At 74.7% G+C, this 26,760-nt stretch carries 25 protein-coding genes; 14 read left to right on the forward strand and 11 right to left on the reverse strand.

Features of this window, described 5'->3' with window-relative positions; genetic code table 11:
* Nucleotides 1-47: 47 nt before the first annotated feature.
* Both WMF42_RS30110 and WMF42_RS30115 read left to right on the forward strand, forming a co-directional pair.
* A complete protein-coding gene (locus tag WMF42_RS30110) occupies nucleotides 48-683 on the forward strand; it encodes an N-acetyltransferase family protein (RefSeq protein ID WP_437686277.1) in 636 nt (211 codons plus the stop codon).
* A gap of 189 nt (nucleotides 684-872) precedes the next feature.
* A complete protein-coding gene (locus tag WMF42_RS30115) occupies nucleotides 873-2,084 on the forward strand; it encodes an MFS transporter (RefSeq protein ID WP_061608634.1) in 1,212 nt (403 codons plus the stop codon).
* 9 nt (nucleotides 2,085-2,093) lie between these two features.
* On the opposite strand, the gene WMF42_RS30120 is transcribed toward WMF42_RS30115, so the two are convergent.
* The gene (locus WMF42_RS30120) at nucleotides 2,094-3,311 is read right to left on the reverse strand and encodes a M14 family metallopeptidase (protein ID WP_437686278.1); all 1,218 of its coding nucleotides are present in this window, start codon (nucleotides 3,309-3,311) and stop codon (nucleotides 2,094-2,096) included.
* Nucleotides 3,312-3,418: 107 nt separating this feature from the next.
* Here WMF42_RS30120 and WMF42_RS30125 point away from each other — a divergent pair, with 107 nt between their 5' ends.
* From WMF42_RS30125 to WMF42_RS30135, 3 genes are all read left to right on the forward strand, one after another.
* Nucleotides 3,419-3,949, forward strand: coding sequence for a hypothetical protein (locus tag WMF42_RS30125; protein WP_437686279.1), 531 nt, complete (start codon nucleotides 3,419-3,421; stop codon nucleotides 3,947-3,949).
* A 67-nt stretch (nucleotides 3,950-4,016) separates the two neighbouring features.
* Nucleotides 4,017-4,286 (forward strand): hypothetical protein, encoded by a 270-nt coding sequence (locus WMF42_RS30130; protein ID WP_437686280.1) that lies wholly within the window; start codon nucleotides 4,017-4,019, stop codon nucleotides 4,284-4,286.
* Between the two features lie 83 nt (nucleotides 4,287-4,369).
* Nucleotides 4,370-6,787, forward strand: a complete 2,418-nt coding sequence (locus WMF42_RS30135; protein ID WP_233562646.1) for a fused MFS/spermidine synthase — start codon at nucleotides 4,370-4,372, stop codon at nucleotides 6,785-6,787.
* A 43-nt stretch (nucleotides 6,788-6,830) separates the two neighbouring features.
* Here the strand turns inward: WMF42_RS30135 and WMF42_RS30140 are convergent, their stop codons facing one another.
* Nucleotides 6,831-7,634, reverse strand: a complete 804-nt coding sequence (locus WMF42_RS30140) for an OmpA family protein (protein ID WP_434042020.1) — start codon at nucleotides 7,632-7,634, stop codon at nucleotides 6,831-6,833.
* 138 nt (nucleotides 7,635-7,772) lie between these two features.
* Between WMF42_RS30140 and larE the strand changes: the two genes are divergently transcribed.
* Together larE and WMF42_RS30150 are read left to right on the forward strand one after the other, a co-directional pair.
* Nucleotides 7,773-8,627 (forward strand): ATP-dependent sacrificial sulfur transferase LarE, encoded by an 855-nt coding sequence (larE, locus tag WMF42_RS30145; protein ID WP_061612992.1) that lies wholly within the window; start codon nucleotides 7,773-7,775, stop codon nucleotides 8,625-8,627.
* Nucleotides 8,628-8,775: 148 nt separating this feature from the next.
* Nucleotides 8,776-9,081, forward strand: coding sequence for a hypothetical protein (locus tag WMF42_RS30150; protein WP_061612991.1), 306 nt, complete (start codon nucleotides 8,776-8,778; stop codon nucleotides 9,079-9,081).
* Here the strand turns inward: WMF42_RS30150 and WMF42_RS30155 are convergent.
* The 4 genes from WMF42_RS30155 to WMF42_RS30170 all read right to left on the reverse strand — a co-directional run bounded on the left by WMF42_RS30155 (nucleotide 9,047) and on the right by WMF42_RS30170 (nucleotide 13,779).
* Entirely contained in the window at nucleotides 9,047-9,661 is a 615-nt protein-coding gene (locus tag WMF42_RS30155; protein WP_437686281.1) for a hypothetical protein, read from the reverse strand. The genes WMF42_RS30150 and WMF42_RS30155 overlap by 35 nt on opposite strands.
* A 269-nt stretch (nucleotides 9,662-9,930) precedes the next feature.
* On the reverse strand, nucleotides 9,931-10,776 hold the full coding sequence (locus WMF42_RS30160) for a pyruvate, water dikinase regulatory protein (protein ID WP_061612997.1): 846 nt from the start codon (nucleotides 10,774-10,776) through the stop codon (nucleotides 9,931-9,933).
* A 101-nt stretch (nucleotides 10,777-10,877) separates the two neighbouring features.
* Entirely contained in the window at nucleotides 10,878-11,978 is a 1,101-nt protein-coding gene (gene dnaJ / locus WMF42_RS30165; RefSeq protein WP_061612988.1) for a molecular chaperone DnaJ, read from the reverse strand.
* Nucleotides 11,979-12,030: 52 nt separating this feature from the next.
* Nucleotides 12,031-13,779 (reverse strand): class I adenylate-forming enzyme family protein, encoded by a 1,749-nt coding sequence (locus tag WMF42_RS30170; protein WP_437686282.1) that lies wholly within the window; start codon nucleotides 13,777-13,779, stop codon nucleotides 12,031-12,033.
* 48 nt (nucleotides 13,780-13,827) lie between these two features.
* Here WMF42_RS30170 and WMF42_RS30175 point away from each other — a divergent pair, with 48 nt between their 5' ends.
* The 3 genes from WMF42_RS30175 to WMF42_RS30185 all read left to right on the forward strand — a co-directional run bounded on the left by WMF42_RS30175 (nucleotide 13,828) and on the right by WMF42_RS30185 (nucleotide 17,282).
* Nucleotides 13,828-14,232: a PilZ domain-containing protein gene (locus WMF42_RS30175; protein WP_061612996.1), complete on the forward strand. Its 405-nt coding sequence runs from the start codon at nucleotides 13,828-13,830 to the stop codon at nucleotides 14,230-14,232.
* 61 nt (nucleotides 14,233-14,293) lie between these two features.
* Nucleotides 14,294-16,537 carry a hypothetical protein gene (locus WMF42_RS30180; protein ID WP_437686283.1) on the forward strand — a complete coding sequence of 748 codons (2,244 nt, stop codon included), beginning with the start codon at nucleotides 14,294-14,296 and terminating at the stop codon, nucleotides 16,535-16,537.
* Nucleotides 16,538-16,718: 181 nt separating this feature from the next.
* Complete coding sequence (locus WMF42_RS30185; protein WP_061612985.1) at nucleotides 16,719-17,282, forward strand: hemerythrin domain-containing protein; 564 nt, start codon at nucleotides 16,719-16,721, stop codon at nucleotides 17,280-17,282.
* Nucleotides 17,283-17,318: 36 nt separating this feature from the next.
* On the opposite strand, the gene WMF42_RS30190 is transcribed toward WMF42_RS30185, so the two are convergent.
* Nucleotides 17,319-18,440: a hypothetical protein gene (locus WMF42_RS30190; protein WP_437686284.1), complete on the reverse strand. Its 1,122-nt coding sequence runs from the start codon at nucleotides 18,438-18,440 to the stop codon at nucleotides 17,319-17,321.
* Between the two features lie 74 nt (nucleotides 18,441-18,514).
* On the opposite strand from WMF42_RS30190, the gene WMF42_RS30195 reads away from it, so the two are divergent.
* Nucleotides 18,515-18,820, forward strand: a complete 306-nt coding sequence (locus tag WMF42_RS30195) for a PilZ domain-containing protein (RefSeq protein WP_061612983.1) — start codon at nucleotides 18,515-18,517, stop codon at nucleotides 18,818-18,820.
* 47 nt (nucleotides 18,821-18,867) lie between these two features.
* Here the strand turns inward: WMF42_RS30195 and WMF42_RS30200 are convergent, their stop codons facing one another.
* On the reverse strand, nucleotides 18,868-20,175 hold the full coding sequence (locus WMF42_RS30200; protein ID WP_437686285.1) for a FecR family protein: 1,308 nt from the start codon (nucleotides 20,173-20,175) through the stop codon (nucleotides 18,868-18,870).
* Entirely contained in the window at nucleotides 20,172-21,104 is a 933-nt protein-coding gene (locus WMF42_RS30205) for an RNA polymerase sigma factor (RefSeq protein WP_233562067.1), read from the reverse strand. The genes WMF42_RS30200 and WMF42_RS30205 overlap by 4 nt, the downstream gene beginning before the upstream one ends.
* 118 nt (nucleotides 21,105-21,222) lie before the next feature.
* On the opposite strand from WMF42_RS30205, the gene WMF42_RS30210 reads away from it, so the two are divergent.
* Complete coding sequence (locus WMF42_RS30210; protein WP_437686286.1) at nucleotides 21,223-21,345, forward strand: hypothetical protein; 123 nt, start codon at nucleotides 21,223-21,225, stop codon at nucleotides 21,343-21,345.
* Between the two features lie 121 nt (nucleotides 21,346-21,466).
* On the opposite strand, the gene WMF42_RS30215 is transcribed toward WMF42_RS30210, so the two are convergent.
* On the reverse strand, nucleotides 21,467-21,853 hold the full coding sequence (locus WMF42_RS30215; RefSeq protein ID WP_437686287.1) for a hypothetical protein: 387 nt from the start codon (nucleotides 21,851-21,853) through the stop codon (nucleotides 21,467-21,469).
* A gap of 101 nt (nucleotides 21,854-21,954) precedes the next feature.
* Here WMF42_RS30215 and WMF42_RS30220 point away from each other — a divergent pair, with 101 nt between their 5' ends.
* Nucleotides 21,955-22,806 carry a purine-nucleoside phosphorylase gene (locus tag WMF42_RS30220; RefSeq protein ID WP_437686288.1) on the forward strand — a complete coding sequence of 284 codons (852 nt, stop codon included), beginning with the start codon at nucleotides 21,955-21,957 and terminating at the stop codon, nucleotides 22,804-22,806.
* Nucleotides 22,803-23,267: a cytidine deaminase gene (locus WMF42_RS30225; protein ID WP_437686289.1), complete on the forward strand. Its 465-nt coding sequence runs from the start codon at nucleotides 22,803-22,805 to the stop codon at nucleotides 23,265-23,267. Before WMF42_RS30220 ends, WMF42_RS30225 begins: the two co-directional genes overlap by 4 nt.
* Nucleotides 23,268-23,300: 33 nt before the next feature.
* Here the strand turns inward: WMF42_RS30225 and WMF42_RS30230 are convergent, their stop codons facing one another.
* Entirely contained in the window at nucleotides 23,301-26,570 is a 3,270-nt protein-coding gene (locus WMF42_RS30230; protein ID WP_437686290.1) for a response regulator, read from the reverse strand.
* Nucleotides 26,571-26,760 lie beyond the last annotated feature (190 nt).

A 26,760-nucleotide genomic window follows, 5' to 3' on the forward strand; every position in this document is an offset into this window, starting at 1 on the left:
GCGCTGCCGCGGCACTACGCTGCCCGCGGCGCGGCGCGCGCCACGGAATGGCCCCCTCCCCCGCCCTCCCCGCCATCGTTCCAGCGCAGCGCTCGGACGCGCGCGCCTTCATGGCCTACCTCATCGAGCACGTGGCCGAGTCCGGGCGGCACGGCGCGCCTCATTTCGCCGTCGCGACGTCGCTGGCCCCCGACGAGGTCGAGCAGAGCGCGCGCGAGCGCTGGAGCAAGCCGCTCGACGAGCCGCTCTGGGGGCGGGCCTGGCTGCTCCTGTCCAGCGAGCCGCGGCCGCGCGTCATCGGGCACATCGAGCTGCGCGGCGGCCGCGTGCGGTCGGAGAGCCACCGCGCCGTCGTCGCGATGGGCATCCTCCACCCCCACACGGGGCAGGGCCACGGCCGGCGCCTGCTCGAGACCGCGATCGCCTGGGCCCGCGACAGGGCGGGCCTCGCCTACCTCGACCTCGGCGTCTTCTCCAACAACGAGCGCGCCGTGCGGCTCTACACACGCATGGGCTTCGTCCCCGCCGGCACCCGCGACGACGCGTTCCGGGTCGAGGGCGCCATCCTGGACGAGATCCAGATGACGCTCGCGCTCCGCGCGCCCGAGGGGCGCGCGGCGGGGCAATCAGAGCAGGCAGAGCAGGCAGGGCAACCAGGGCAAGCAGGGCAAGGGTCGCGCTGAGCCGCTGCGAGGGGCCCTGGGCCGGCCCGCGAGGCCGGGCGGGCTCCCGGGGAGCGCTGGAGGGTACACGCCGCCGCGCAGATGGGTCATGAGGACACCGCCGTCCGGACGCCCGTCCGCCGCCCCGACAATCGCCGCCGCGGACCGCCCGCGGTCCTCCCCCGCAGTCCATCGCCATCGAGAGCCACCATGCGCCGCTCGCCGCTCCTGCCGATTTTCCTGACCGTCTTCGTCGACGTCCTCGGGCTGACGCTCGTCCTGCCGCTGCTGCCGTTCTACGCCGAGCACTTCGGCGCCAGCGAGCTCGTGGTCGGCGTGCTCGCGGCGAGCTACGCGGTCTGCCAGCTCGTCTCCGGGCCGATCCTCGGGCGGATCTCCGACCAGGTGGGCCGCAAGCCGACGCTGCTCGCGAGCCAGACCGGCACGTTCATCGGGTTCCTGGTGCTCGGCTCGGCGAGCTCGCTCTGGATGCTCTTCGTGGGGAGGATCATCGACGGCCTCACGGCCGGGAACCTGACGATCGCGCAGGCGTACATCAGCGACGTGACCCGGCCGGAGGAGCGCACGCGGGCGTTCGGCCTGATCGGCATCGCCTTCGGCTCGGGGTTCCTGCTCGGCCCCGCGATCACGGGGGAGCTCGCGAGCCGGTTCGGCTACGGGGCCCCGGCCCTCGGCGCTGCCGCGCTGTCGCTGACGTCGATCGCCCTGACCGCCACGCTGCTGCCCGCGAAGCCGATCGCGCCGGCGGCCGCGCCCGGGGCGGCGGAGGCCGGAGCCGCCCGATCGGCGTCCGACGTCCGCGTCGGCCGCGGGGACGCCTTCCGCCGCTTCTTCGAGCGGCCGCTCGCGCGGCGCCGGCTGCTCGAGTTCTTCGCCTTCTCCCTCTCGTTCTCGACGCTGATCGGCGGCCTCGCGCTGTTCCTCGAGCGGCGCTTCGCGTTCGGCGTCAAGGAGACGGGCTACATCTTCGCCTTCTCGGGCCTCATCGGCGGGAGCATCCAGGGCGGCCTGCTCGGCCGGCTGGCGAGGCGGTACGGCGAGCAGCGGCTCGCGGTTGTCGGCTTCGCCACGATGGTGATTGGCTACGGCCTGCTCGGCGCGGCGTACGGGCTGCCCGTGCTGCTGCTGCTCGTCGCTGTCGGGGCGTTCGGCTCCGCGGTCGTGCGGCCGAGCATCACCACGCTGCTCACGAAGAGCGTCGGCCGCGACGAGCAGGGCGCGGCGCTCGGCGTGAGCCAGTCGCTGGCGAGCATCTCGCAGATCGTGGGCCCCATCGGCGCCGGCTGGCTGATCCAGCACCGGGCGCTCACGGCGTACGGCCTGATGGCGGCGGCCTTCGCCGCCGTCGGCCTCTTCCTCGGCGCGCAGAAGATCCCCGCCGGCGAGCCGGTCGAGCTCTGAGCGGCGCGCTCAGGCGCGCGCGCCCCTCACGAAGGGCAGGACGGCCTCGACGAGCTGCGGCGCGGCGTCGTCGGGCTTGCGGGGGTTGAACCAGGCGAACGGCTCGACGAGGCGCGACGGGCGCAGGCCGAGCTCGCCGCGCGAGCACTCGACGAGGAGCGACAGCGCCCCGTGGCGATCGTGGAGCCAGTCGATCTCCAGGCCCGCCTTGCGGATGCCCCAGGCGAAGCGGACGTACGACATGGCGCGGTACGGCCTGCGGTCCGCGGCGCGCGCGACGCGCAGGGCGAACGCGCGGTGCTCGGCGGCGTCGGCGACGGGCCAGAGGCTGTGCGCCGGCGGGTACAGCACGGCGCCGCCGGCGCTGTGCAGCGACAGGGCGCGATCGATCCGGCGCGAGGACAGCGCGTGCGCGATGGCCTCGACCTCGGGCTCGCTCGCGGGGCGGCTCCCGGGCGACGACACGAGCCCGACGAGGCGCTGCACGAGGCCGCGCTCGTACCATCCGGCGTCGAAGTTCCGGTTGAGGTCGACGCCGCGGGCGTTGCCGCGCACGTACCGGCGGCGCCCGGCGCGGAGGTTCATCTCGACGCGGAGGAGCCCGTCGGGGTTCACGATCGGGACGGCGAAGATCGACCGGCCGCCGAGGTCCTCGGCCGCGAGGCGCTCGAGCAGCGCGAGGTGGGTCTCGACGCCGATCCACTCGAGCGGGTGGATCCCGGACAGGATCACCGTCGTCCGCGCGCGCTCGCGCGGCCCTGCGCCGCCGGGGCCGCGCCGGTCGAGCGGGCCGGCGCGCCCGGGCGGCCGCACGAGCGCGGCATCGCCCAGCGCAGGATCGTCCGCGTCGGCCGTCGCGCCGGCGCCGTGGTGCGCCCCGGGGCCCGGCGCGCCGTTCAGCGAGCTCCCCCCACCCCGGGAGGTCCCCCCGCGCTGGCCGGACAGCGCCGACGGGTCCGCGCGCGCCTGGTGGTGGCCGGCCGGCGCGGCGGCGCCGAGCTGGACGGCGAGCAGCGGCTCACCGCGGACCGAGCGCCCGATCAGGGAGAGCTGCGCCCCGCGGTCGGCGAGCCGGTCGAGCGCCTCGAGCAGCTCGCCGTACCCGCGGTAGGGGCCGAGCCCGCGACGAGCGAGCAGGCGCGAGAGCGGAGCGCGGCGATGTACGAACAGGGCCGCCCTGAGGGCGGCCCGACCTTGCTCTTCCGACCCCTGATCGGACTTCGGCATGCAGCGCTAACCTTTATCCTAGATGACATGGATCACGGAGCGCCGGTCGCGCCTTCGCGCGATCGGGACCTGGTCACTCCGGGATTACCGTGGCGGCGGGCGCGCATATGGAATTCGACGGCAATGGGTGGGCGGAAGGACGGATCGAGCTGCAGCCGCCGAGCGAGGGCTGGTCGCTGCTGTCGCCGGAGCCCGAGGCGCGGATCGATGAGCACCGGTGGGCGCACCAGGCGCGCGTCTTCTTCCGGGCGGAGCTCACGCTCGTGCAGAAGAAGGCGTATCCGTCGGGGGGCACGCCGATGGCCGACGCCGTGGAGGTCGACGTCGCGCGCGCGGGCGGCGCGCCGAGCCGGGTGCTCGTGCTGACGGTGCCGCTGGATCGCGCGCCCCTGGTCCGGGCGGCGGCCGCGGCGGGGGTGCGGGCGATCGGCGGGCGCGGCTTCGACGCGCTGCTCGGGCGGGCGCGGCGCGCGTGGCAGGTGCGCGAGCCGCAGGTCGCGGGCGAGGACGCGCGCGCGCCGCTGCTGGTGACCGCGGTGCTCGCGGCGGTGCTGCTCGCGCCCGTGGTGCCGCCCGGAGAGGAGACGATCTTCGGGGTGAAGGGGGCGCGGGAGCGGCTGCAGCGGCTGGGCTGGTGACGGGCGGCGAGGGACAGGCTCGTCCGCGGAGCGCCCCCCTCCTTCCTGCGGTACGATGATCGCGCCCATGGAACTCGCACCTCGGCTCGTCCGTCCGGCCACGCTCGCCGACCTGGAGGCGTTGCCGCCGACCTGGCGCGGCGAGATCCTCGACGACACGCTCTACGCCTTCCCTCGCCCGCGCGCCCCGCACGCGAGCCACGTCGAGGGCAGGTGGATGGAGCTCGGCATCCACGGCGCGGACGAGAAGGTGCGCGCCGCGCCGTTCGACGCGATCGAGATCGATCTCGCCGCCTGGTGGGACGGCATCGCGCCGGAGATGAGCGCGGAGCCCTGACGGCCCCGGCGCTCGCGGCGCGGCGCCCCTCGCGCGCCGCGAAGATGCCTCCTCGCCCCGCGCCTGTACTAGCGTGCGCGCCCGTGCGCTCCCGCTTCCCGCTCGTGGCCGCCCTGTTCTTCGTCTCTGGCGCCACCGGCCTCCTCTACGAGGTCGCCTTCTCCAAGCTGCTCGCCTACGTCTTCGGCGCCACCGCCTATGCCGTGAGCACGGTCCTCGCCTCCTTCATGGGCGGCCTCGCCCTCGGCGCGCACCTCGGCGGCCGGCACGCCGCGTCCGCCCGCCGCCCGCTCGTCGTCTACGGCGTGCTCGAGGCGATCGTCGGCGCCATCTGCGCCGTCTCGCCGTTCCTGTTCGAGGCCCTGACCTCGGCCTACGTCGCCGTCGCCCGCGCCGCGCCGGACTCGCTCACGCTGCTCACCGCGGCGCGCGCCGCGCTGACGGCCCTCGTGGTCGTCGTCCCCACGGTCGCGATGGGCGCCACGCTCCCCGTGCTCTCGCGCATCCTCCGCGCCGACGCTGGCGCCGCGCCGGACGGCGGCGCGCCCCTCGAAGGCCACGACGCCGCGCGCCGCCTCTCCTCGCTCTACGCCATCAACACGGCGGGCGGCGCGGCCGGCGCGCTCTCCGGCGCCTACGTCGTCCTCCCGCACCTCGGCGTCCGCGGCGCGCTCTGGTCCGCGGCGATCGCCAACCTCGTCCTCGGCGCCGTCGCGATCGCCGCCGGGCTCCGCGGCCCGGCGTCCGCGCCCGGCGCCGCGGCGGCGGCTCGCTCTGCCGGGGCCCTCCCCCCCGAGGCTCGCACCCCGGACGCCCCTCTCCGCGCCCCCGCCGACCGCGGCGAGCCGGCGTTCCTGCTCCCGCTCGCGTTCGCCTCGGGCTTCCTTGTCTTCGCGGCCGAGGTCGTCCAGACGCACCTGCTCGCGCTGCTCATCGGCAACAGCGCCTACGCCTTCGGGCTGATGCTCGCCGTCTTCCTCGTCTGCCTCGCGGCCGGCGCCGCGCGCTCGCATGTCCTCGCGCGCCGCCACGGCGAGGGCGCGCTCTGGCGCGGGCTCGTCTCCGCGGCCCTCTCGCTCGCGGCCACCATCCCGCTCTGGGACCAGCTCCCGCGGATCTTCGCCTTCGCGGGCAAGCACGTCGACAGCTGGGCCGGCCGCGAGGCGTGCCGCGCGCTCGCCGCGCTCGCGATCCTCGCGCTGCCCACGCTGTGCATGGGCACCACCTTCCCCCTCCTCCTCGCGCGCGCCGCCGCGCACGCCGACGTGGCCGCGCGCGTCGGCAGGCTCACCTCCGCCAACACCCTCGGCACGATCGCCGGCTCCATCGTCACCGGCTACCTGATCCTGCCCGCGCTCGGCTCGGAGCGCGCCCTGCTCGCGATCGCGCTCGCCTTCGCCCTGACCGCCGTCCTCGCCGCCGCCCGCGCCCGCGCCGAGCTCCCCCGCGCCCTCGCGATCGCCGCCGCCGCGGCCGCCCTCGCCGCGCTCGCGCCCCGCTGGGACATGGCGCGCCTCACGAGCGGCGCGAACGTCTACTTCGCCATGGGCCCGCCCCCCGAGCGCATCGACTTCGTGCGCGAGGACGTGCACGGCGGCGTCACGACCGTCGCGCACCGCGCCGGCGTCACGACCATGTACACGAACGGCAAGTTCCAGGGCGACGACGGCCCCGAGATGACGGCGCAGCGGCGGTTCGCGCACTTCCCTGCGCTCTTCGTCCGCGACGCGCGCGCCGCGCTCGTCATCGGCCTCGGCACCGGCACGACGACGGGCACCATCGCCGCCTACCCCTTCGAGCGCATCGACGTCGCCGAGATCTCGCCCGCCATCGTCGAGGCCTCTCGCCGCTTCTTCGCGGGCCCGAGCCTGCAGGCGCTCGACGACCCCCGCGTGCGCCTCTCGCTCAACGACGGCAGGAACGAGCTGCTCGTCGCGCAGCGCCGCTACGACCTCATCGCGATCGAGCTCACCAGCGTCTGGTTCGCGGGCGCCGCGAGCCTCTACAGCCGCGAGTTCTACGAGCTCACCCGGTCCCGGCTCACCGAGGGCGGCGTCCTGCAGCAGTGGGTGCAGCTCCACCACATCCGGCGGCGCGAGCTCGCCGCCGTGGTGCGGACGATGCGCAGCGCCTTCCCGCACGTGGCGCTGTTCGTGGGCGGCGCGCAGGGCATCCTTGTCGCGAGCGCCGCGCCGCTCGTCGCCTCGGAGGCGCGCCTCGCCGAGCTCGACGCGCGCCCGGCGCTCCAGCCCACGCTCGCCGGCGCGCGGCTCGCGGACCTGCTCGGCGACCTCGTGACCTCTGGCGAGGACCTCGACCGGTTCATCGCCGACGCGGCCGAGGACGGCGGGCCGATCCTCTCCACCGACGACAACCTCTACCTCGAGTACGCCACGCCGAAGGGCAACGTGCTCCCGTATGGAGCGTCGCTCGACGCGACGCTCGCGCTCCTGGAGCGGTACCGCACGCCGTCGCCGCGCGAGCGGCACCTCGGGCCCTGAGCGCGCTCGGCCCCGCCCGCCGGCGACCGCCCCCCGAGGGCGCTCAGCCCCCGTCCGCCGGCTTCGCGGGCGCGCCGTCCTTGGCCGGCGCGCTCGGCGCCGGCGCTTCGCCCTCCGGCGCCGCCTGGCCCCGCGGCTTGACCTGCACCGGCCTGATCTCGTCGCCCGTCGCCACGAAGCCCCTGCGGAGCGGCGGCGCCTTCGGCTGCGCGGCCTGCTGCGCGCGCAGCTTGCGCTCCTCCAGGCTCAGCACCTCCAGCGCGCGGCCGCCCGCGTACGGGTCCTGCCCCAGGAAGGGGCGCCCGTTCACCTCGGCCACGTGGAACTCGACCCGGCGGTTCTCGCTGCGCCCCGCCGCGATCTCGTTCGGCCCGAGCGGGCGCGACTCACCGAAGCCGACCGCGATCAGCCGGAGGTTGTCGACCTTGCCATCGACCAGCCAGTTGGCGACCGCGAGGGCGCGCTTCGCGCTGAGGTCCTCGTTGTGCTCCTCGCTCGCCTGCGCGTCGGTGTGCCCCTCGATCCGCAGCCGCGTGACCTCGGGGTGCTCCTGGAGGAACTGGAGCAGCGTCTGCAGCGTCTTCTCGCTGCCCGGCCGGATCACCGCCTTGTTCGTTTCGAAGACGATCTTGCCCTCGATGTAGACCTGGCTCTCGCCGCCCTGCTCCGACCAGGCCTTCTCCGGGTACCAGCGCGGGAGCGGGCGCTGCTCGTCGGCGCGCGGAAGGTCCCGCGGCGGCAGCCGGTTGTCTCCGCACCCCTGACCAGCGGTCGCGGCGGCCGCGAGCGCCGCCGCGACCGCGAACGGCAGGACGGTGCGTCCTGCCTGCTTCCTCTTCGAGTCCATCTCGCCCTGTAGCGTGTCAGAACCCGCGCTCGGACCGCAAGTAACCTGGCGGGAGCGGGCAGAAGCGGGCGGGAGCAGGCGGCGCGGGCGCCGGGCCGACCGGCGCGCCATGCGGCGTGTGGTAAAGGAAGCGGAGCCATGTCCGCGCCGTCGCCCGAGGGCTCACCCATCGACCAGAAGCTCGCCCGGCTCCGCGACCGCCTTCGCGACCTTGGCTCCGTCCTCGTCTGCTACTCCGGCGGGGTCGACAGCGCCTTCGTCCTCGCGGTCGCCCACCGGGAGCTCGGCCCGAGGGCCGTCGGCATGACCGCTGTCTCGCCGAGCCTCGCGCCGGCCGAGAAGGAAGAGGCCACGGCGATCGCCCGTCTGATCGGCGCCGACCACCGGCTTGTCGAGTCGTCCGAGATCGAGGACCCGCGCTATGTGGCGAACAACCCCGACCGCTGCTTCCACTGCAAGAGCGAGCTTTACCGGATCGCCGTGCGCAAGCGGTCCGAGTGGGAGCTCGCGGCGATCCTGAACGGCACCAACACCGACGACCTCGGCGACTACCGTCCCGGCCTCGAGGCGGCGCGCGAGGCGGGCGTGCTGAGCCCCCTGGTCGAGCTCGGCTTCAGCAAGGCCGACGTGCGCGCCGGCGCCGCGCGCGTGGGCCTGCCCATCTGGGACAAGCCGGCCGCCGCCTGCCTCTCCAGCCGCATCCCCTACGGGACCAGCGTCACGCGCGAGCGGCTCGCGCAGATCGGCGGCTTCGAGGCAGCGCTGCGCGGCCTCGGCTTCCGCCAGGTCCGCGTCCGCTACCACGACGACCTCGCGCGCATCGAGCTCGACGCCGGCGAGCTCGCGCGCGCCGCCGAGCCGTCGATCCGCGCCGAGATCGTGGCCGCCGGCAAGCGGCACGGCTTCCGCTACGTGACGCTCGACCTCGGCGGGTACAGGACCGGCAGCCACAACGAGGTCCTCGTCGGCCGCGCCCTCAAGATCGTGAGCTGACCCCAACGGGGGCGCGGAGCGCGCGGCTCGCGGCGCTCCCCTGGGCGCCCGAGGAGGGCCGCCTCCGCGGCCCGTGGCGCGGCGCCGAGCGGGTGAGCGTGGGCTCGCGTCCGTTGCGACGCCGTGAGGCTCGCCGCATACTCGATCCATGAGCGAAGCCACGGCCGAGCCGATCGTCATCTACCGCAGCGTCAACCGTGACGGCGCGACGTTCGCGCTCGAGCCGCGGTCGCTCGATCGACTCCGCGCCGCGTTCGGATCCGCGGTGCGCGCTCGCGACCGGATCTTCCTCGCGCACGAGACCCGGGCTGACTACGAAGAGGTGCAGGGGAGCATCGCGCCGCAGGTCGTGATTCTCCTGACGGGCCTCAGCGAGGATCGCCTGCGACCGCTCGGCGGCGTCGTGTTCCGCGACCCGGTCAGCGAGAAGGATCTCCCGCTGACGGCGGCATAGGCGGCTCGGCTGCGCTGCCGCTCCCGACGCTGCCCGGACCGCCCTCGACGACCCACAGCTCGTCCGGCCATCGGTCGAGGTAACGGTCGAGGGCGCCCCCCCAGCCGTGTGCAACGTTCGTTTCGAGCTCGACATCCACGGCGAAGATGAGCGTGTCCGTTGTCGCGTCTTCGTCGGAGCGCGGGCGCCGCCCTGGGCTGGTTCGCGCCGTCGCGACATGAGCTTCCCTCATCTGGAACAGATCCCGGCGCGGGATGACCAGGAATCTCCAGCTCGCCGGGAGCCGCACGAGGAGCATGTAGAAGAGCTCTATCGCCTGCGGCGTCCGCAGCTGCTGACGCGACAGGTTGAACGTGGCGCGCAGGCGCCTCGCGCCCGAGCTCTCCGTGTGGCCCTCGATCGGCTCGGCCTTCGCGGTCTTCACCTGAACCCGGCGTGTCGTCTTGTCGCGGTCGTCGATCACGAACGCGTCATCGCCCACGTCGACCACAGGCACCGCGACGTTCCAGCCGCGCAGCAGCAGCTCCGACATCGCGTGGTACTCGCCCGCCCTCCCGAAGTGTGTCCTCTTGCTGACCATTCACCCGTGCTGGATCTTGGCATGTCGAGGCGCCGCCCGTCGCACGAAGGTCCGGACACGCCCCCCGCCCATCTGGACACGCCGGCCGCCCATCTGGACACGCCGGCCGCCCATCTGGACACGCCGGCCGCCCATCTGGACACGCCGGCCGCCCATCTGGACACGCCGGCCGCCCATCTGGACACGCCCCCCGCCCATCTGGACACGCCGGCCGCCCATCTGGACACGCCCCCTACCCCGCTGGGCGTCGCGACGCCCAGCGCGCGGCGTCACATCAGCGACGAGCGCGCCGCCTTCGCGCGCTCGTCGCGCTCCTTGAGGTGCTCGAGGATGATCACCGCCGTCTCCTCGATCGCGCGCCCGGTGACGTCGACAACCGGCCAGTCCGGGTGCGCGTCGAAGAGCCGGCGCGCATAATCCAGCTCCTCCCGGACGTGCTCGCGCATCGCGTAGTTCGTCTCCGCGGGCATCCCGAGCTGGCGCAGGCGCGCCTGCCGGATCGCGCAGAGCTGGTCGATCCCGATGGTGAGGCCGACGATCCTGTCCTGGGGCGCCTCCTGGAGCTCGGGCGGCGGGGGGACGCCGAGCACCAGGGGGTAGTTCGCGACCTTGAGGCCGCGCTGCGCGAGCAGCGTCGACAGCGGCGTCTTCGACGTGCGGGAGACGCCGACGAGGACGATGTCCGCCTTCTTGAAGTTCCGCGGCTCCTTGCCGTCGTCGCTCTTGACCGCGAACTCGACCGCCTCGATGCGCCGGAAGTACTCCTCGCTCAGCGGGAGCATCGCGCTCGGCAGGTTGATCGGCTCCCGGTCGAGGAAGGTGCCGAGCCGGACGATGAGCGAGCCGATCAGATCGATCGCCTCGATGTTCAGCTCGGCCGTGGCGCCGTGCACGAACTCGCGCAGCTCCGGGCTCACCACGGTGAACACGACAAGCGCGCCCTCCCTGGCCGCGCGCTCGAGCACGGGCCGCGCGACCTCCGGCGTGCGCACCCGGGTGTGCAGGCGGATCTGCACCCCGGCGTCCGGGTACTGGAGCAGCGCGGCGCGCACGGCCTTCTCCGCCGTCTCTCCCGTCGAGTCGCTCAGGACGTCGATGAACTTCGGCTTGTCCATGTCCGATGCCTCCGTCGCCACCTCGGCTCACGCGCGCGAGGCAGGGCTCGTGCCTCGGCGTTCAGCGGGACCTGGAGGATCGCCCGCGGCCGCGCGGCAGGTCAACCAAACAGCCCCTTCAGCTTGTCCATGAAGCTGGCCTGCTGCGGCTGCACGTTCTCGCCGAGATCCTTCGCGAGCTGGGAGATGAGCTCCTTCTGCGTCGCTGTGAGCTGCGTCGGCACCTCGACGCTCACCTCGACGAGCTGATCGCCGCGCCCGCCGACGACGCGGCGCGGTATGCCCTTGCCCTTGATGCGGAGCACCGAGCCGGGCTGCGTGCCCGGGGGGATCCGCAGCCGGCCCTTCCCGTCGAGCGTCGGGATCTCCAGCTCGCCGCCGAGCGCCGCGCGCGCGAACGAGATCGGCACGGCGCACACGACGTCGTCGCCGACGCGGCGGAAGAAGTCGTGCGGCGCGACCCGGATGGTGAGCTCGAGGTCGCCCGGCCCGCGATCGGCGCGGACGGCGTTGCCGCCGCGCTCGACCAGCCGCGTCGCGCCGTTCTCCACGCCCGCGGGGATGGTCACCTCGATGGTCTTCTGCTTCGCGGCGAGGCCCGCGCCGCGGCACGTCTTGCACGGATCGGTCACGATCCGGCCCGTGCCGCGGCACCGCCCGCAGGGGCGCTCGATCGCGATCGGGAACATGCCCTGCTGCATCCGGACGCGGCCGCGGCCCGCGCACGCCGCGCAGCGCTCGGTCGACGCGCCGGGCGCGGAGCCCGAGCCGACGCAGTCGCCGCACGGCTCGACGCGATCGTAGGTGATCTGCTTCGTGCAGCCGAACGCCGCCTCCTCGAAGCTGATCCGCACCTCTTTCTGCAGCGTCCCGCGGTCGCCCACCCGGATGCCGAGGGCGCCGAGGAGGTCGCCGAAGATGGCGTCGAGGTTCAGGTCCTGCATGTCGAAGGGCACGCCCTGGAAGCCCGAGCCGGCGGCGGCGCCGACGGCGGCGGGGCCGAACCGATCGAACGCCGCGCGCTTCTGCGGATCGCTCAGGATCTGGTAGGCCGCGTTCAGCTCCTTGAAGCGGACGTTCGCCCCCTGATCACCCGGGTTCTTGTCGGGGTGGTGCTGCGCGGCGAGCCGCCGGAACGCGCCCTTGATTTCATCCTGCGTCGAGGAACGCTCGACGCCCAGCACTTCGTACGGATCCCGCACGACGAGCGAAATAGCATCGATCGCGCCCCTGGGACAGCGGCTACGGCGGCGCTCACCCCGCGGGTTTCGCCCCGGGTCCGGCGAGCTCGCGCTTCATCACCTTGCCCGTCGGGTTGCGCGGGAGCGCGTCGACGAAGACGACCTCGCGCGGGATCTTCGGGCCCGCGAGCTGCGCGCGGCAGTGCGCCTTGATGTCGTCCTCGCTCGCGGCCGCCCCGGGGCGCAGGGCGACGAACGCGCGCACGCGCTCCCCCCAGGCGCGATCGGGGACGCCCACCACGGCGGCCTCGGCGACCGCCGGGTGATCGTGGAGGACCGACTCCACCTCGGCGGGGTACACGTTCACTCCCCCCGAGATGATCAGGTCCCGCTTGCGACCTTCGATGTGGTAGCAGCCGCGCGCGTCGCGGCGCGCGAGGTCGCCGACAGAGAAGTAGCCGTCCAGCATCGACGCGCGCGTGGCGCCTGGATCTCTGTGGTAACCGGAGACGAGCAGGGGGCTCCTTACGTAGAGCTCGCCCACCTCGCCGTCCCGGCACGGCTGCCCGTCCTCGCCGACGAGCAGGAGCTCGCTGCCGGCGACGGGGCGCCCGATGGTGCCCGGCGACGCGCGCAGATCCTCGGGGCCCGCGATCGTCACGATGCCCGTCTCGGTCGCGCCGTAGAAGTTGAAGAGCTTGTCGCCGAGCACCCGCGTCGCCTCCGCCGCGAGCGCCGGCGGCAGCGGCGCGCCGCCCGTGAAGATCGCTGTGAGCGACGACGTGTCGACGGCGCGGACGCGCGCCTCGCCGAGCTCGAGCACGCGGTGGAGCATCGTCGGGACGATCGTCGTCGTTGTCACGCGGTAGCGCTGGATCGCCTCGAGGAACAGCTCGGGCTGGAACTCGGGGAGGATCACGATCGTCGCGCCGAGGATGAGCGACAGGTTGACGAAGCCGATCGCGGTGAGGTGGTAGAGCGGGCACACGGCGAGGTGCACGTCGCCGACCCGCATCGGCGTCGCGCCGATCGCCCCGAGCGCCGACGCGACGATCCCGCCGCCGAAGCCGCGCACCGCGCCCTTCGGCTTGCCGGTCGTGCCGGACGTGTACATCACCACGGCCGCGCGCTCGCTCCGATCCGGGGCGGCGCCGCGCTCGGCGATGAGCTCGTCGAGGCGCGAGAAGCCCGGCGCGCCCTCGCCGACCGCGATCATGCCCTCGCGCGGGATGCCCTCGAGGAGCGGCGCGGCCTCGCGGATGACGTCGGCGATGTCGGCGTCGAACACGAGCAGGCGCGCCCCGGAGTGGCCCGCGAGGTACGAGAGCTCCGCGGGGGTCGAGCGCCACGAGGCCGCCACCACGGACGCGCCGACGCGGGCGAGCGCGATCTGGAGCATCACGAGCTCGGGGCGGTTCTTGATCGCGACAAGCGCCGTCACGCCCGGGCCGACGCCGCGCCGGTCGAGCGCGTAGCCCAGCCGATCGATGATCTCGTTCGTCGCGAAGAACGAGTAGACCCGGTCCTCGGCCGGGGCCCCCGCGTCGCTCTCCGCCGCGCGGCCCGCGCGGCGCGCGAGGCTCAGCGGCTCGATCACCGCGATCCGATGCGGGCTGTTCTCGGCGTGGAACCGGAACAGCAGCGACGGGTTCGCCTTGCCCCGCGCGAGCTCGCGCGCGAGGACCTTGAGCCCCGGCCAACGCAGCGCGGCGAGGAGCCCCGCCTGCGTCACCGCCCGCCCGGCGCCGAGCGCCTCGTCCTTGAGCGCGCCGATCCTCCGACGCCCGTTCGCGAGCGCCGCCCTGGCACCACCGAGATCCATCGCGGGCGACTTTACTCCGGCGCGCGCGCGCCGTGATAGGGTGGCGTGGTGACGGAGACTGACCGCCGCTCAGCCCATCGCGCCGCGATCGAGCTGAGCGTAGAGTACAAACGACTCAACACGTTCTTCGCCGATTACACCCGCAACATCTCGAAGGGCGGGACGTTCATCCGGACAGATCGCCCGCTCGCGATCGGCACCGAGTTCGTGTTCGCCCTCTCGATCCGCAACCTGGCCGAGCCGCTCCGCCTGCGCGGGCGGGTGAAGTGGATCGTGACGCCCGACGAGGCGACGGAGTCGGCCCCGGCGGGGATGGGCATCGAGTTCCAGTACGCGAGCGACGCGGAGCGCGCCGCGACCGAGTCGGTGGTCGAGCAGCTCATGCTGAGCGAGCTCGGCGAGACGCTCGCGTCCAAGCTGCTCGGTCGCAGGGTCGGCGAGGGCTCGCGGTAGCGCCCCAGGCAGAGCGCCGGGGGGGGTGCGCTCACGCGTCGCCCGTGTACACTGCCCCGCAATGTCGCTGCCGACCCTGCTCCCCCGGCGCCGTCTCGCCCGGGGTCTCGCCGCGCTCGCCCTCGCGCTCTCCCCCATCGCCTGCGGGGCCTCTGGCTCGCCAGGGGCGAAGGGACCGCCGGGCGCCGAGGGCCGCGCCGCGGCGGTCGAGGTCCGCGACGCCGACTTCTCCGGCAGCCTCTACACGATCGTGCGCGACGGCAAGCCGAGCCCGCAGCGCACGGGCCTGCTCATCGGCGTCGTCCGCCGGCAGCTCGCGCACGCCGCGGCGCGCTTCCACGCCGGACAGCAGGAGCGGGGCATCGACAGCGTGCTCGGCGCACTCTACCTCGTCCGCCCCGGCGAGGGCCGCGCCGAGATGATCGACGCCGTGGGCGAGCGCGCCCTCTCCGCCGCGATCGAGCGGCTGAGCCCGCGCGGCGACGAGGGCCGGGTGCGCGCGCTGATGGAGCTCCGCGCCGCCGCGCTGCCGAGCGGCAGCCGGGCCCGCGCCGAGGTCGACGAGCACCTCGCCGCGCTCGAGCGCTGGATGAAGGACACGCGCACCGGCGGGCCGCTCGAGCAGCTCGGTATGGAGCAGCGCGCGTCGGTCGCGCGCGCCCTCATCGACAGCCGCCCGGAGTCGGTCCAGCGCGCCGCCGCCGCCACGGCGGCGTGGATCGACAGGGCGATCGAGTTCAACATCGAGTACCGGCAAGGGGGGAAGCGGCCGGAGCGCGAGGAGGCGGTCGAGGCCGCGCGCGCGCTGGAGTCGGGCGGCGCGAGCATGGCCGCGCTGTTCCTCCGCTACGGGGACGCGAAGGGCGCGATCGAGCAGATCGACCGCACGAGCGCGCGCCGGGTGATCCCGCCCGGCCTGTACGAGCGGCTCAAGGCCGCCGCGACAGACGACGACGCGGCCTCGTGGCAGGCGCTCGCCGGGGCCTTCGCGCACCACGACACGCAGGAGCGCGACGCCGAGACAGGGATCGCGCAGGACCTGCTCGACGGGGCGATCTGGGGCACGGCCCTCGAGGCGTACCGCCGCGATCCGCTGAGCTACGACAGCGCCACGCTCCTCTCGCAGGTGATGATCCGCCTCGGCATGTCCGAGGCGACGCCGCTCGTCGTCGCCAGCGCGCTCGGCGATCGGCCGAGCCCCGGCGCGCTCGGATCCGCGCTGGGGCTCGTGCTGAGCGCGCTCTCCGTGGAGGCGTCGAGCGACGACTTCGAGGCCGCCCGGCGCACCTACAACGCCGCGGCGCCGCTGCTCGTGCTCGCCGACCGGGCGGCGCGCGGCGGCGCCGCCCTCGATCCGTCGGGCGCGCGCGTCCGGTCGCTCATGGCGTCGCTCGAGCTGCGCGCCGGCAACCTCGCCGCCGCGCTGCCGCTGTTCCGCGCGGCGACGGCGGCCGAGCCGACCGTCAACGGCCTCACGGTGCTCGCGATGGCCGAGCGGCAGGCGGGCGAGCCCCAGGCCGCGCTGGAGGACGTGCGGCGGGCGCTGGGCGCGCCGGACGCGCGCACCTCGCCGCTCGAGGTGATCCAGGCGCACCTGCTCGCCTTCGAGCTCCACCGCGACGCGGGCACGCAGGACCGGGCCAAGGAGTCGCTCGACGCGGCGCTCACCGCCGCGCTCGACGCCCGGCAGCGCGCGCGCGATCCCGGCGCGAAGGCGCGCGTGGAGCGGCTGCTCGGGCGCACCCTCGACGGCTACGGCGACGAGAAGGGCGCTGTCCGGGCCTACGAGCGGGCGTTCGCGCTGGTCGCCGCCGAGCCGCCGCAGCTCGGCGCCACCATGCTCGACGCCGTGGGGCGCGCGCTCGTCCGGCGCGACCTCCCCGCCGCGCGGCGCGCGCTGAAGCGCGGCCTCGACGAGAACGTCGGCGAGGAGGATCTCGTCTACGGCGGGCTGTGGGTCCTGCTGCTGGAGCGGACCCTCGGCGCCGCGACCGACGGCACCGCGGGCCGCGCGCTCGAGGGCTCTGTGGGCCGCCCTTCGTGGACAGGGAAGCTCGCCTCGTGGGCGAACGGCCGGATCAGCGACGCCGATCTCGGCAAGCTGGCCCAGAGCGCGGCGCAGCGCGTGGAGGCGCAATTTTATACCGCCATGGCCAGGAAGGCGGCTGGCGACGCGAGCGCGGACGAGCGGCTCCGGGCGGTGTCGAAGAGCCCCGTCATCGACCTGCTCGAGGTGCACCTCGCGCGCGAGATGCTGGCCCCCGAGCTGCACCTCGACGTGCCCCGCAACGCGAGCCTGCCCTAGCCCGGCGCGTCGCCGCTCCCCGACGGCGCGCCTGACGTGCGGAGCGTGAGGTGCGATGTCGTCCCCCGCGCTGGGCGGGTGGCGAGAGGTCGGATGATCAGCGCCGGCGAGCAGCGTCGCGGGGGCCTGTCCGGGAAAGAAAAGTTCCCACGCCCACGCGTTCTTGTTCGATGATCGCTGGATGCTCGATGACCGGAACGATCCGCTCGAGAAGCTCGCCGCCGCTCACCGGAGCCTGGAAGAGAACCTGAACGACCTCGCGCGCGCCGCGCGCGCGCTCGGCGATGCTCGGGGGCGCGCCGCCGCGCTCGAGGGGCTCTCCGGCGTCGTCGCCTACTTCGAGCGATCGATGAGCCGGCACCAGGAGGACGAGGAGCGATCGCTCTTCCCGCGGCTCGCGGTGCTCGAGGCCATCGCGCCGACGCTGGAGCGCCTCCGGCAGGAGCACAAGGCGCATCAGCGCGCGATCAACGCGCTGCGCGCCGCGATCGAGCGGGACGGCGGCGCCGAGGCGGCCGAGGTGCTCCCCCAGCTCATCGACGATCTGCGCGCGGCGTACCAGCGCCACGTGGCCTGCGAGGAGCAGGAGGTCTTCCCGGCCGCGCGCCGCTTCCTGCAGCCCTCGGCGATGCAGGGGATCATGCACGAGATGGAGACGCGCCGGGGGCGCGGCGGGCAGGGCAACCCCGCCAAGGGGATCAGCGGGCGCCCCCACCGCCCCGGCGGGATGCGCAGGGGCCCGTAGCGGCCGGCGCGCCGCGCCTCGACGTCGCTGCCGGCGCTAGAGCTGCTCTTCGCGCGCGCGCTCGACCGCCGCGCGCAGGTAGTTCTGGGCGCGCAGCGTGTGCGCCCCGTCGGGGTGCTGTTCCAGGTGGCTGCGGAACGCCTCCGCCGACTGCGCGAACTTCCGCAGCCGGTAGAGCGCCACGCCGCGGGCGAGGTGCCGCGGATAGGACGGATCGAGCGCGGCGAGCTCGTCGATCTTCTTCAGGCGGTACTGCTCCTCCGCGCGCTGCGCGTCGGCCGCGCGGAGCGCCGCCGCGGGCGAGCGCGGCGCCGGCTCGCCCGCCGGCTCGAGGCGCGCCGCCGTCTGCTCGGCGGGAGGAGCCGCGAGGTCCTGCGCGCCCCTCGCGGCGCCGACGGGGTGCGAGAGCAGGAACCTGAACAGGGCGCGCTCCTCGTCGAGCGAGACGCCGAAGGGAGCTCGCTGGACGCCCACGATCGCGCCCCAGCGCTTCTTGAAGAGCACCCCGAGCACGGTGCCATCCATGGCGACGCGGCGCGCCTCGCCGCGCGGCCTCGCCGTCGCTCGCCCGAGCCACCCGCTGCGGCGGAGCAGCCCGAGGAAGTTGCCGCCGAGATCGCGGAGCTCGTCGGACTCCTCGCCGGTCGCCTCGAAGCGGCGCACCTCGCGGATGAACGAGCTCATCTGGTAGGCGCGCAGCCGGAGCACCGCCTCGTCCCCTTGAGCGAGCGCGGGGCCCACGGCGTCGAGCACGCGCTTGCGCGCGGCGAGGAGCTCGGCCTCGGTGTGATCCGCGTCGGCGTCCACCACCCCGAACGCGCGGATCGCGGAGCCGAGCTCGCGCACCTCCGCGTCGAGCCCGAGCTGCTCGGCCTCGCGGGCGCGGGTGACGTCCGCATCGCGCGCGCGCGTGATCGCCCGCGCGTCGACGAGCGGGAGCGGCAGCTCGGCGGGCTCGACCGCGCGCGGCACCGCGAGGGTCACCGCGGCGCCCGCGATGAAGACGGCCACGAGCCCCGGCTCCCAGCCCTCCAGGTGCCGCTTCCAGCCGCGGCGCGGGCCCGCGTCGGTGCGCGCGGGTGCGCGATGGCGCGCGCGGCTCCATCGAGCCGCGCGCGGCTCCCGGCGCTTGACAGCGACGCTCTCGGCTCGCGACATTGATCGTCTCCTCTGCGCTTCAGAATACCCCACGCGCGCCACGTGAAGCGCCGCGCAGCCGGCCAAGGACGAATGTGCAAGATCACCGAAAGCACCCGCGCAAGCCCGTCGAGCTCTCGATCGCATTCCGGATGGGCGACGGTCCGCGCGTCGATGGGAGATGCCGCGACATCAGCCTCGGAGGGATGTTCATCGAGACCCCCTCGCCGGCTCCCTTCGGGGCGAACATCGAGGTGCTGCTGTCCCTGTCGGGCCTGAAGCAGCCTGCCGTGATCCCATCGATCGTGCGGTGGACCACCCCCGAGGGCATGGGGGTGCAGTTCGGGGTCATGGGCGCGCGGGAGACCTACGCGCTCACGGAGCTCCTCGGCTCGCGCTGATCGGGGCGCGCCGACGCGCGGCGCGCCGCGCCTCGACGAGGCCGCGCTCAGTCCTCGATGGTCAGCGGGACCTCGATCTGCCGCGGGCCGCCCTCGAAGCGCCCCCGGTAGAGGCCCTCCGCGCAAGCCTGCAGCGCAGGCCGGAGCGGAGGGTCGAAGCGCACGCCGGCGACGCTGCCGTCGGGGCGCACGGAGATGCGCAGGGTCGACACGATCGACCTGCGGATCAAGGACGATCCCCCCGCTGTCTCGCGCGCGAAACAGCTCGACAGGGCGGACTGCACGGAGGCGGGCGTGAGCGCGGGCGGAGCGGACGCCGGCTGCGCCTCGGGGACCGGCTCCACCGCGGCCGACTCCGAAGCGGGCGCCTCGGCGCTCGTCGCCGGCTCGGCGGGCGGCGATGCCATCGGCTCGGCGACCGGCTCGGCGACCGAGGAGCCGGCGGGCGCGGCGGGATCCTCCTCGTGCGCGGCGGCGGCCGCGACCGCCGCAGCGCCGCTCGGCGGACGCGCGGCGGCGGTCGCCGGTGGGGGTGGAGCCGGCGGAGGCGCCGGCGCGGGGGGCGCGACGGCGGGGGCGCTGTCCTGCGCCGCGAGGCGCTGGAGCAGGCGGGCGTCCCGGCCGCCGTCGAGCGAGAAGGTGCCGCGGGACGGGCCGACGAGGAGGTGCGCGGTTGTCGCGCCGCGGTACGCCGCCGGGCCGACCGCGACGGTGCCGTGCTCCACGTCGACCTCCACGCGCCCGTCCAGGCGGGTCACCGTGAACAGCGTGCCGTGCACCGCGACGCGGGTGCCGTCCACCTCGACGGCGAACGCCTCGACCAGCCCCTCCTCGGGCGCGCGCGTCGCGACGTCGGCGCGCACCGAGCCCCGCTCGAGCGCGACCACATGGCCGATCCCCGCCGCCCCGACGGCGCGCACCACGGCGCGGCTGTTCGGCAGCAGCGTCCAGCGCACCGAGCCGACATCGGCGAAGGAGACAGCGTAGGCGGCGGTCTCGATGGAGTCGCCGGGCCGGAGCGCGCGGAAGTCCAGATCGTCGGCCGCGCCGGGGGCCCGCGGGATCTCCGCGAGATCGCGGGCGCGCGGCGGCGCCGACGTCACCGCGACAGGCGGGGCAGAGCGCCCGGCCGCCAGGATCGCGAACGCGATGGCCGCCGCGGCCGCGGCGAACCCGAGCGCGCGGCCGAGCGGCGGGCGCTCGCGCGCCGGGGCGCGGCGGACGGGCGCGGGCTTCTCGAGCCGCGCGAACAGCTCGCGCTCGATCGCGTCCCAGCGCGGCTCCGGAGGCTCCTCGGCGCGGAGCAGCTGCTCCATGTGCTCGCGTGCTCGTTCGTACTGCTTTGCGCCGCTCACATGTCCTCCGTATCGACAGCCGCTCGATCCGCCGCGGGGAACGCCGCAGCACCGCCCCCCACAGAACCCCGCGCGCGCGTCCCCTCCGCGCCGGCGCCGTCCGCCTTCCCCGCGCCGCCCTCCGCCAGCTCGGCGGCGAGCTGGGCGAGCGCCGGCTCACCGCGCATCATCTCCTCGATCTCTCGGCGCGCATAGAACAGGCGCGTCCGGACCGTCAGGACCGGCGCGCCGACGATCTCCGCGATCTCGGTCGGCGCGATGCCCTCGAGCTCGTGCAGGACGTAGACGACCCGCTTCTTCTCGGGCAGGCGCTCCAGCACCCTCCGGAAGGCGTCGATCCTGCGGGCGCGCGCGGCGTCCTCGTCCGGGAGCATGCCGCGGTCGACCTCGTGATCCGCGTTCTGCTCGCCGACGAACACCGGCCGGCTGCGCGCCGCGCGCCGGGCCATCAGCACGGCGTTGACCGTCACCCGGTGGAGCCACGTCGTGAACTTCGATTGCCCCCGGAAGTCGCCCAGGCTCCTGTGCACCTGGATGAACACCTCCTGGATCACGTCCTCGGCGTCGGCGTTCGGGCCGAGCATCCTGAAGACGAGCCGCGCGACGTCGCGGCGGTAACGGCGGAAGATCTCGGAGAAGGCCTTCGGATCGCCGCGCTGGAACCGGCGGATCCACTCGCCCACGTCGTCGGGCTCGGTCACGGGCGGAAGCCTATCCGCCCGCTCGGCGCTCATGGAGCTCGATGGCAGGACGGCCAGCGCCGGGCGGCGCAGGAGGTCGTCACCCGCGAACACGGCGTCGAGGGCCACCCGGACCGCCTCGGCAGCTTGCCCGGGCAGATCGCCGCCACGGCCGTCCGGCGCCCCGCCGGAGAACGGAAAGAACGACCGCGAGAGGTGCGCCCACAACGCCCCTGTCTCGATCGCCACGGGTTGCACAAAGGCGTCTGGTGCGCCGGGCAGCCGGATCATTCATGCGGCGCCGCGCGAACGCTCGCCGCCCCGGAGCGAGCCCAGGGCGGCCGCGGCGCCCGGGAACGCACAAAAGTTGTTCCTCGAGGCACATCGGCGCGACCTTCAGCGCATGATCTTCATCGCCGTGTCGCTGACCGTGGCCCTCGTCGCCGCCGATCTGCTCGAGCTGGGCTCGCGCCGCCGGGAGCGCGTGTAGCGGCCGTCTTCAGCTCCGACAGGAAAAAAATACCCGGCTCGAGCCCGCTCCGGCCTCAGGCCAGCGCGCGCTCGAGCCGGGGATCAGGGAGCTCGAGTGCCGTCCGGATCGTCCGGTCGGCTCAGCCCGCGGCCTCGGCGCCCTCGGCCGCAGCGCCACCCTTCTTCGGCAGGTCGAAGAGCGCCGACAGCTCGACCTTCTCCTGCTTCTTCTGCTCGAGGATCTTGTTGACCGCGCGCAGCAGGCGCGTCTTCGCGGGGCCGCTGATCGGCTTGCCGTGAAGCGCGGCGCTGAGCGTGCGGTCGGTGACCGGACGGCCGCTGCGCGGCTTCTTGGTGCTGGCGGCCTCCTTCTTCTTCGCGGCGTCCTCGCTGCCGCGCGCCAGCCGCTTGGTCAAGCGGATCGCCCGATCCTCGGGCTGCAGCCGCTCAATCTTGACCGACGCCGCCAGGATGCGGCGGGGGTCGATCTTCTTATCCTTCAAGAAATCTTCGATCTTGGTGCCCATCGTCGTCACTTGCCCCGAAAGGGCGGCGACCCTATCACGGGCGCCCCTGCCGTGCATCTGCGACGTTTACCCCCCGCGTCGCCCTGGGGTAGCTTGTCGCGGTGACCATCCTTCCCGAGCTCGACGAGGCCGCTCGCGTCATTCGTCAACAAATTCCGGCGCTTCCAAGCGTCGGTGTGGTGCTGGGATCAGGGCTCGGGGGCTGGGGCGACGAGCTCTCCGATCTGGTCAAGGTGCCCTACGCGGCGATCCCCGGCATGCCGCGGCCCGCGGTCGCGGGGCACGCGGGCTTCCTGTGCGCCGGCCGCGTCGGCGACGTGCCCGTCGCCTGCCTGCAGGGGCGCGCGCACCTCTACGAGGGGCACCTGCCCGCGAAGGTCGTGTTCGGCGTGCGCGTGCTCGCGCGCCTCGGCTGCCGCGCCGTGCTCCTGACCAACGCGGCCGGCGGCATCAACCAAGGCTTCGCCGCCGGCGACCTCATGCTGATCGTCGACCACCTGAACCTGATGGGGACGAACCCGCTCGTCGGGCCGAACGACGACGCGCTCGGCAAGCGCTTCCCCGACATGACCTACGCGCACGATCCCAGGCTGCTCGAGCTCGCGCGGGCGGCGGCGCGCGAGGCCGGCGTCCCCCTGCGCGAGGGGATCTACGCCGGGCTGCTCGGGCCGACGTACGAGACGCCCGCGGAGATCCGGATGCTGCGCACGCTCGGGGCCGACGCGGTCGGGATGAGCACGGTCCCGGAGATCATCGCGCTCAGGCACATGGGCGTGCCCGCCGCGGCCGTCTCGTGCGTCACGAACCTCGCGGCGGGGCTGACCCAGCGGGAGCTCGACCACAGGGAGGTCGAGGAGACCGCCAGGCAGGCGCGCACCCGGTTCACGGCGCTGCTCTCGGCGTGGGTGCGCCGCGTGGGCGCCGAGGTCGCGGCCGGGAGCGCGGTGTCGTGAGCCGCGGCCCGCAAGACGCCGGCGAGGCGCCCGACGCGGCCGACGCGGCGCCGGCGATCGACTGGGATGCGCTCGGCCAGGCGGCCCTCGCCGTCCGCGAGCGGGCGCACGCGCCGTACTCGGGCTACCGGGTGGGCGCGGCGATCCTCGTGCGCTCCGGCCGCGTGTTCACCGGCTGCAACGTCGAGAACGCCTCGTACGGGCTCACGATCTGCGCGGAGCGCTCGGCCATCGTGCAGATGGTCGCGGCCGGCGAGCGCGATCCGATCGCGCTCACCGTCGCCACGAGCGGGCCCGTGCTCGGCAGCCCGTGCGGCATGTGCCGGCAGACGCTGGCCGAGTTCGCCGTGGATCTCCCGATCCGCCTCATCGCCCCCGGAGACGCCGGCGTGCCGCCGAGGAGCACCTCGCTGGCGGCGCTCCTCCCGGAGGCGTTCGGGGCGGCAGCGCTCTCGCGCTGACCGCCCCCCGCCCTCCAGGCGGCGCTGTCGGGCTCACTCGAGCGACAGCGCCTCGGCCTGCTCGATCTGGGTCAGCGCCGCGGCGAGCGCCTCCCGCGCGCGCTCGAGCGAGACGCGGTCGTCGCCCCACCTGGAGCGCGCCTTCTGGAGGCGGGCGCGCTCGACGGCGAGCTGCTCGGCGAGCTGCTCGCCGTGGGTCCTCAGGGCGTCGCGCTCCTCGGTGCGGTGCGAGAGCTGCGCGCCGAGCTCGCTCTCGCGCTGCTCGGCCTCGGTGAGCCGGCCTTGCATCGCCTCGAGCGCGCGCGCCCGCTCGGCGAGCTCGCCCAGCAGGCGATCGCGCTCCTCGCCGCGGGCGGTGAGCTCGCTGGCGCGCTGCTCGAGGTGCTGCTCGAGCTCGTGCCCGCGCGCCTCGAGGTGCGCCGCCTGGTTGCGCGCCTGCCCGAGCTCGGTCGAGAGCCCGCGGGCGATCTCGTCGAGCTCGTGCCGCTGCGCCGCCCAGGCGGTCTCCCGCTCGGCGAGCTCGGCCTGATGCGCCCCGCGGGCGTCGGCGAGCGCCTGCGCGTGCGCCGCCTCGAGCTGGGCCTGCCGGTCGGCGGCGCGCGCCTCGAGATCGGCCACCCGCGCCGCGTGGGCCTGCTCGGCGGCGCGCACGGCCTGCTCCCGCTCCTCGATGAGCTCGCGCTCCCGGGCCGCGAGCCGCGAGGCGAAGTCCTCGCGCGCGGCCTCGAGCGCCCGCGCGTGCTCCTCCGCCTGGCGCTCGACCGCCCCCGCGTGCTCCGCGGCCTGCCGCTCGATGGCCCGCGCGTGCTCCTCCGCCTGCGCTTCGAGGGCGCGCGCGTGCTCGGTCCGGAGGCCGTCCAGCGCGCCCGCGTGGTCGCGATCGCGCCGCTCGATCTCCTCCGCGTGCGCGCGGCGCAGCGCCTCGACGGCTGTCGCGTGCTCGTTCCGCAGCGCCTCGATCGCGGCGGCGTGCTCGCCCCGCAGCGCCTCGGTCGCGGCGGCGTGCTCGGCGTGCTGCCGCTCGATCGCGGCGACCTGCTCGGCGCGCACCCCCTGCAGCGCGGCCGCGTGCTCCGCGTGGAGCCGCTCGACCGCGGCGGCGTGCTCGGCCCGCGCCGCGTCCAGCGCGGCGGCGTGCTCCCGGTCGCGCCGCCCCGCCTCGGCGGCGTGCTCGCGCCGGAGCGCCTCGAGGGCGGCCTCCTGCTCGCGCTGCGCCGCCTCGGCCGCCGAGGCGTGCTCGGCCTTCAGGGCGTCCAGCCCCGCGGCGTGCTCGGCCTTCAGGGCGTCCAGCCCCGCGGCGTGCTCGGCCCTCAGCCCGTCCGCCGTCGCGGCGTGCTCGGCCTTCAGGGTGTCCATCGCCGCTGCGTGCTCGGCCCTCAGCCCGTCCGCCGTCGCGGCAGACTCGGCCCTCAGGCGCTCGAGCGCCGCGGCGTGCTCGCCGGCGAGCCTGTCGACGGCGGCGCGGTGCTCGGCCGCCTGCTGCTCGGACCGGGCGGCGTGCTCGGCGCTCAGCCTGTCGATCTCCGCGCGGTGCGCCGCTGTCGCCTCCTCGAAGCGCTCGCGCTCGGCCTGCGTGCGCTCCTCGATCTCGCGCTGCGCCGACGCCTCCGCGGCCTCGATCGCCTGGGACCTCTCCTCCGCCGCGGCGCGGAGCGCGTCCGTGTGCGCCGACTCCGCGGCCATCAGCGCCTGCCGCGCCGCCGACAGCTCCGCGTCGCGCGCGGCGACCTGCGCCTGCAGCTTGTCGGCGCGCGCCTTGAAGTCGTCGGCGCGCTTGGCGGCGAGCTCCTTGTCGGCGCGGAGCGACGCGACCTGCCCGTCGAGGTCCTCGCTCGCGCGCTCGAGCTCCAGGATCTTGTCGATCTGATCGGCCTTCTCGCGCTCGAGCGACAGCGCCTGGTCCCGGAGCTCGAGGAGCTCCTTGTCCTTGCGGGACATCTGATCGCGGAGGCCGAGGATCTCCTTGTCCTTCTTGTTCAGCGCCTCGCGCAGATCGAGGAACTCGCGGCTCGACACGCCGCCGGGCCTGGCGGCGCCGCCGGTCGCGAGCTTCGCCCTGAGCTCGTCGACCTCGCGCCGCAGGCGGGCCGCCTCCTGGCTGCCATCGCTCGTCGAGGAGAGCTCGTTCTCCAGGCGGAGCGAGGTCGCGCGCGCGGCGGCCACCTCCTTGGTGAGGCGGACGATCTCGTCCTTCGTCCGGTCCAGCTCGGCGCGCAGGCGCTCGATCTCGCCCGCGTCGACGTCCGAGCGCGGCGGCGATGGCGGCGCCGACGGCGCAGGGGTCAGCCGCCCGGGCTCGGAGACGGGCGCGCGGGACGCGGGCCCCCGCTCGGAGACGGGCGCGCGGTATGCGGCGCGCTCGGAGACAGGCGCGCGGTACGCGGCCCCGCGCTCGGAGACAGGCGCGCGGTACGCGGCGACCGGCGACGAGCTCACGGGCGGAGGCACCGAGGCGGGCAGGGGCGTCGAGGTGGACACCGGCGTCCGCGTCGACGGCACGACCGAGGACCTGGACTTGGTGCGCTCGTCGTCGCCTCGCTGCTCGTCCTCGTCGCGGATCAGCCGGGTGAAGGCGCCGCCGATGAACTCCTCGATGTCCTCGTCCTGCTTGCGGGGCTCCGATCGCGCGGCCGTCCCCTGCGAAGGCCTCGGCGGGCTCGACGTCCGGACGCGCGGATCCTGCGCAGCGGACGGCGGCGCGGCGGACAGCGGCCGTGGCGGCGCGGCGGACAGCGGCCGCGGCGGCGCGGCGGACGACGGCCGTGGCGGCGCGGCGGACGGCGGCCGTGGCGGCGGCGCGGCGCTCGCGCGCGCGCCGTTCGCGACGACGGTCGCCGTGATGATGGTGGGGTCCCCCGAGTCCTCGTCGATGTCGGCCTCGAGCACCTCGGCCTCGTCGATCATGATCGGATCGGCCTCCGCGTCGTCCCCTTCGAGCGGGACGTAGTTGCGGATGTGCTCGAGGAGCTCGCCGAACGCGATCGGCTTGTGGATGTAGTCCTCCGCGCGGGTCCTGAGCTTCCGGTGCTGCTCGAACGTCTCCTCGCTCGACTCGCTCGACATGATGACGAGCGGGACGTCCTTGAGCTGCGCGTCCTTCTTGAGCTTGTTGCAGACCGAGAAGCCGTTCATGCGCGGCAGCTCGATCGACAGCAGGATGAGGTCAGGGCGATCGGCCGCAGCGACCTGCAGGCCGACGTTGCCGTCGTCGACCACCTGGACGGTGCAGCCGAGGCGGCCAAGTTCCGTGCGGAGCTCCCCGGCGAACGCCGGATCGCTCTCAAATACGAGGACTTTCGTCATGTTCCGGGGGTATGCGCGGGTTCGGAGGGGGAACCCAAGATATCGGCCCCCGTCGACGAGTGTCAAACACGAGGCTGGACGCGGGCCGTCCGGCCGCTGACGCGAGGAGCGATGAGGCCCACGCCCGAGGTGCGATACCGGACGATCCAGGTGGTTCTTGCCGGGAGGGGGCAGGCGGCGGCGGACTCGC

Source organism: Sorangium sp. So ce176, from assembly GCF_051519835.1.
Lineage (GTDB): Bacteria > Myxococcota_A > Polyangia > Polyangiales > Polyangiaceae > Sorangium > Sorangium cellulosum_G.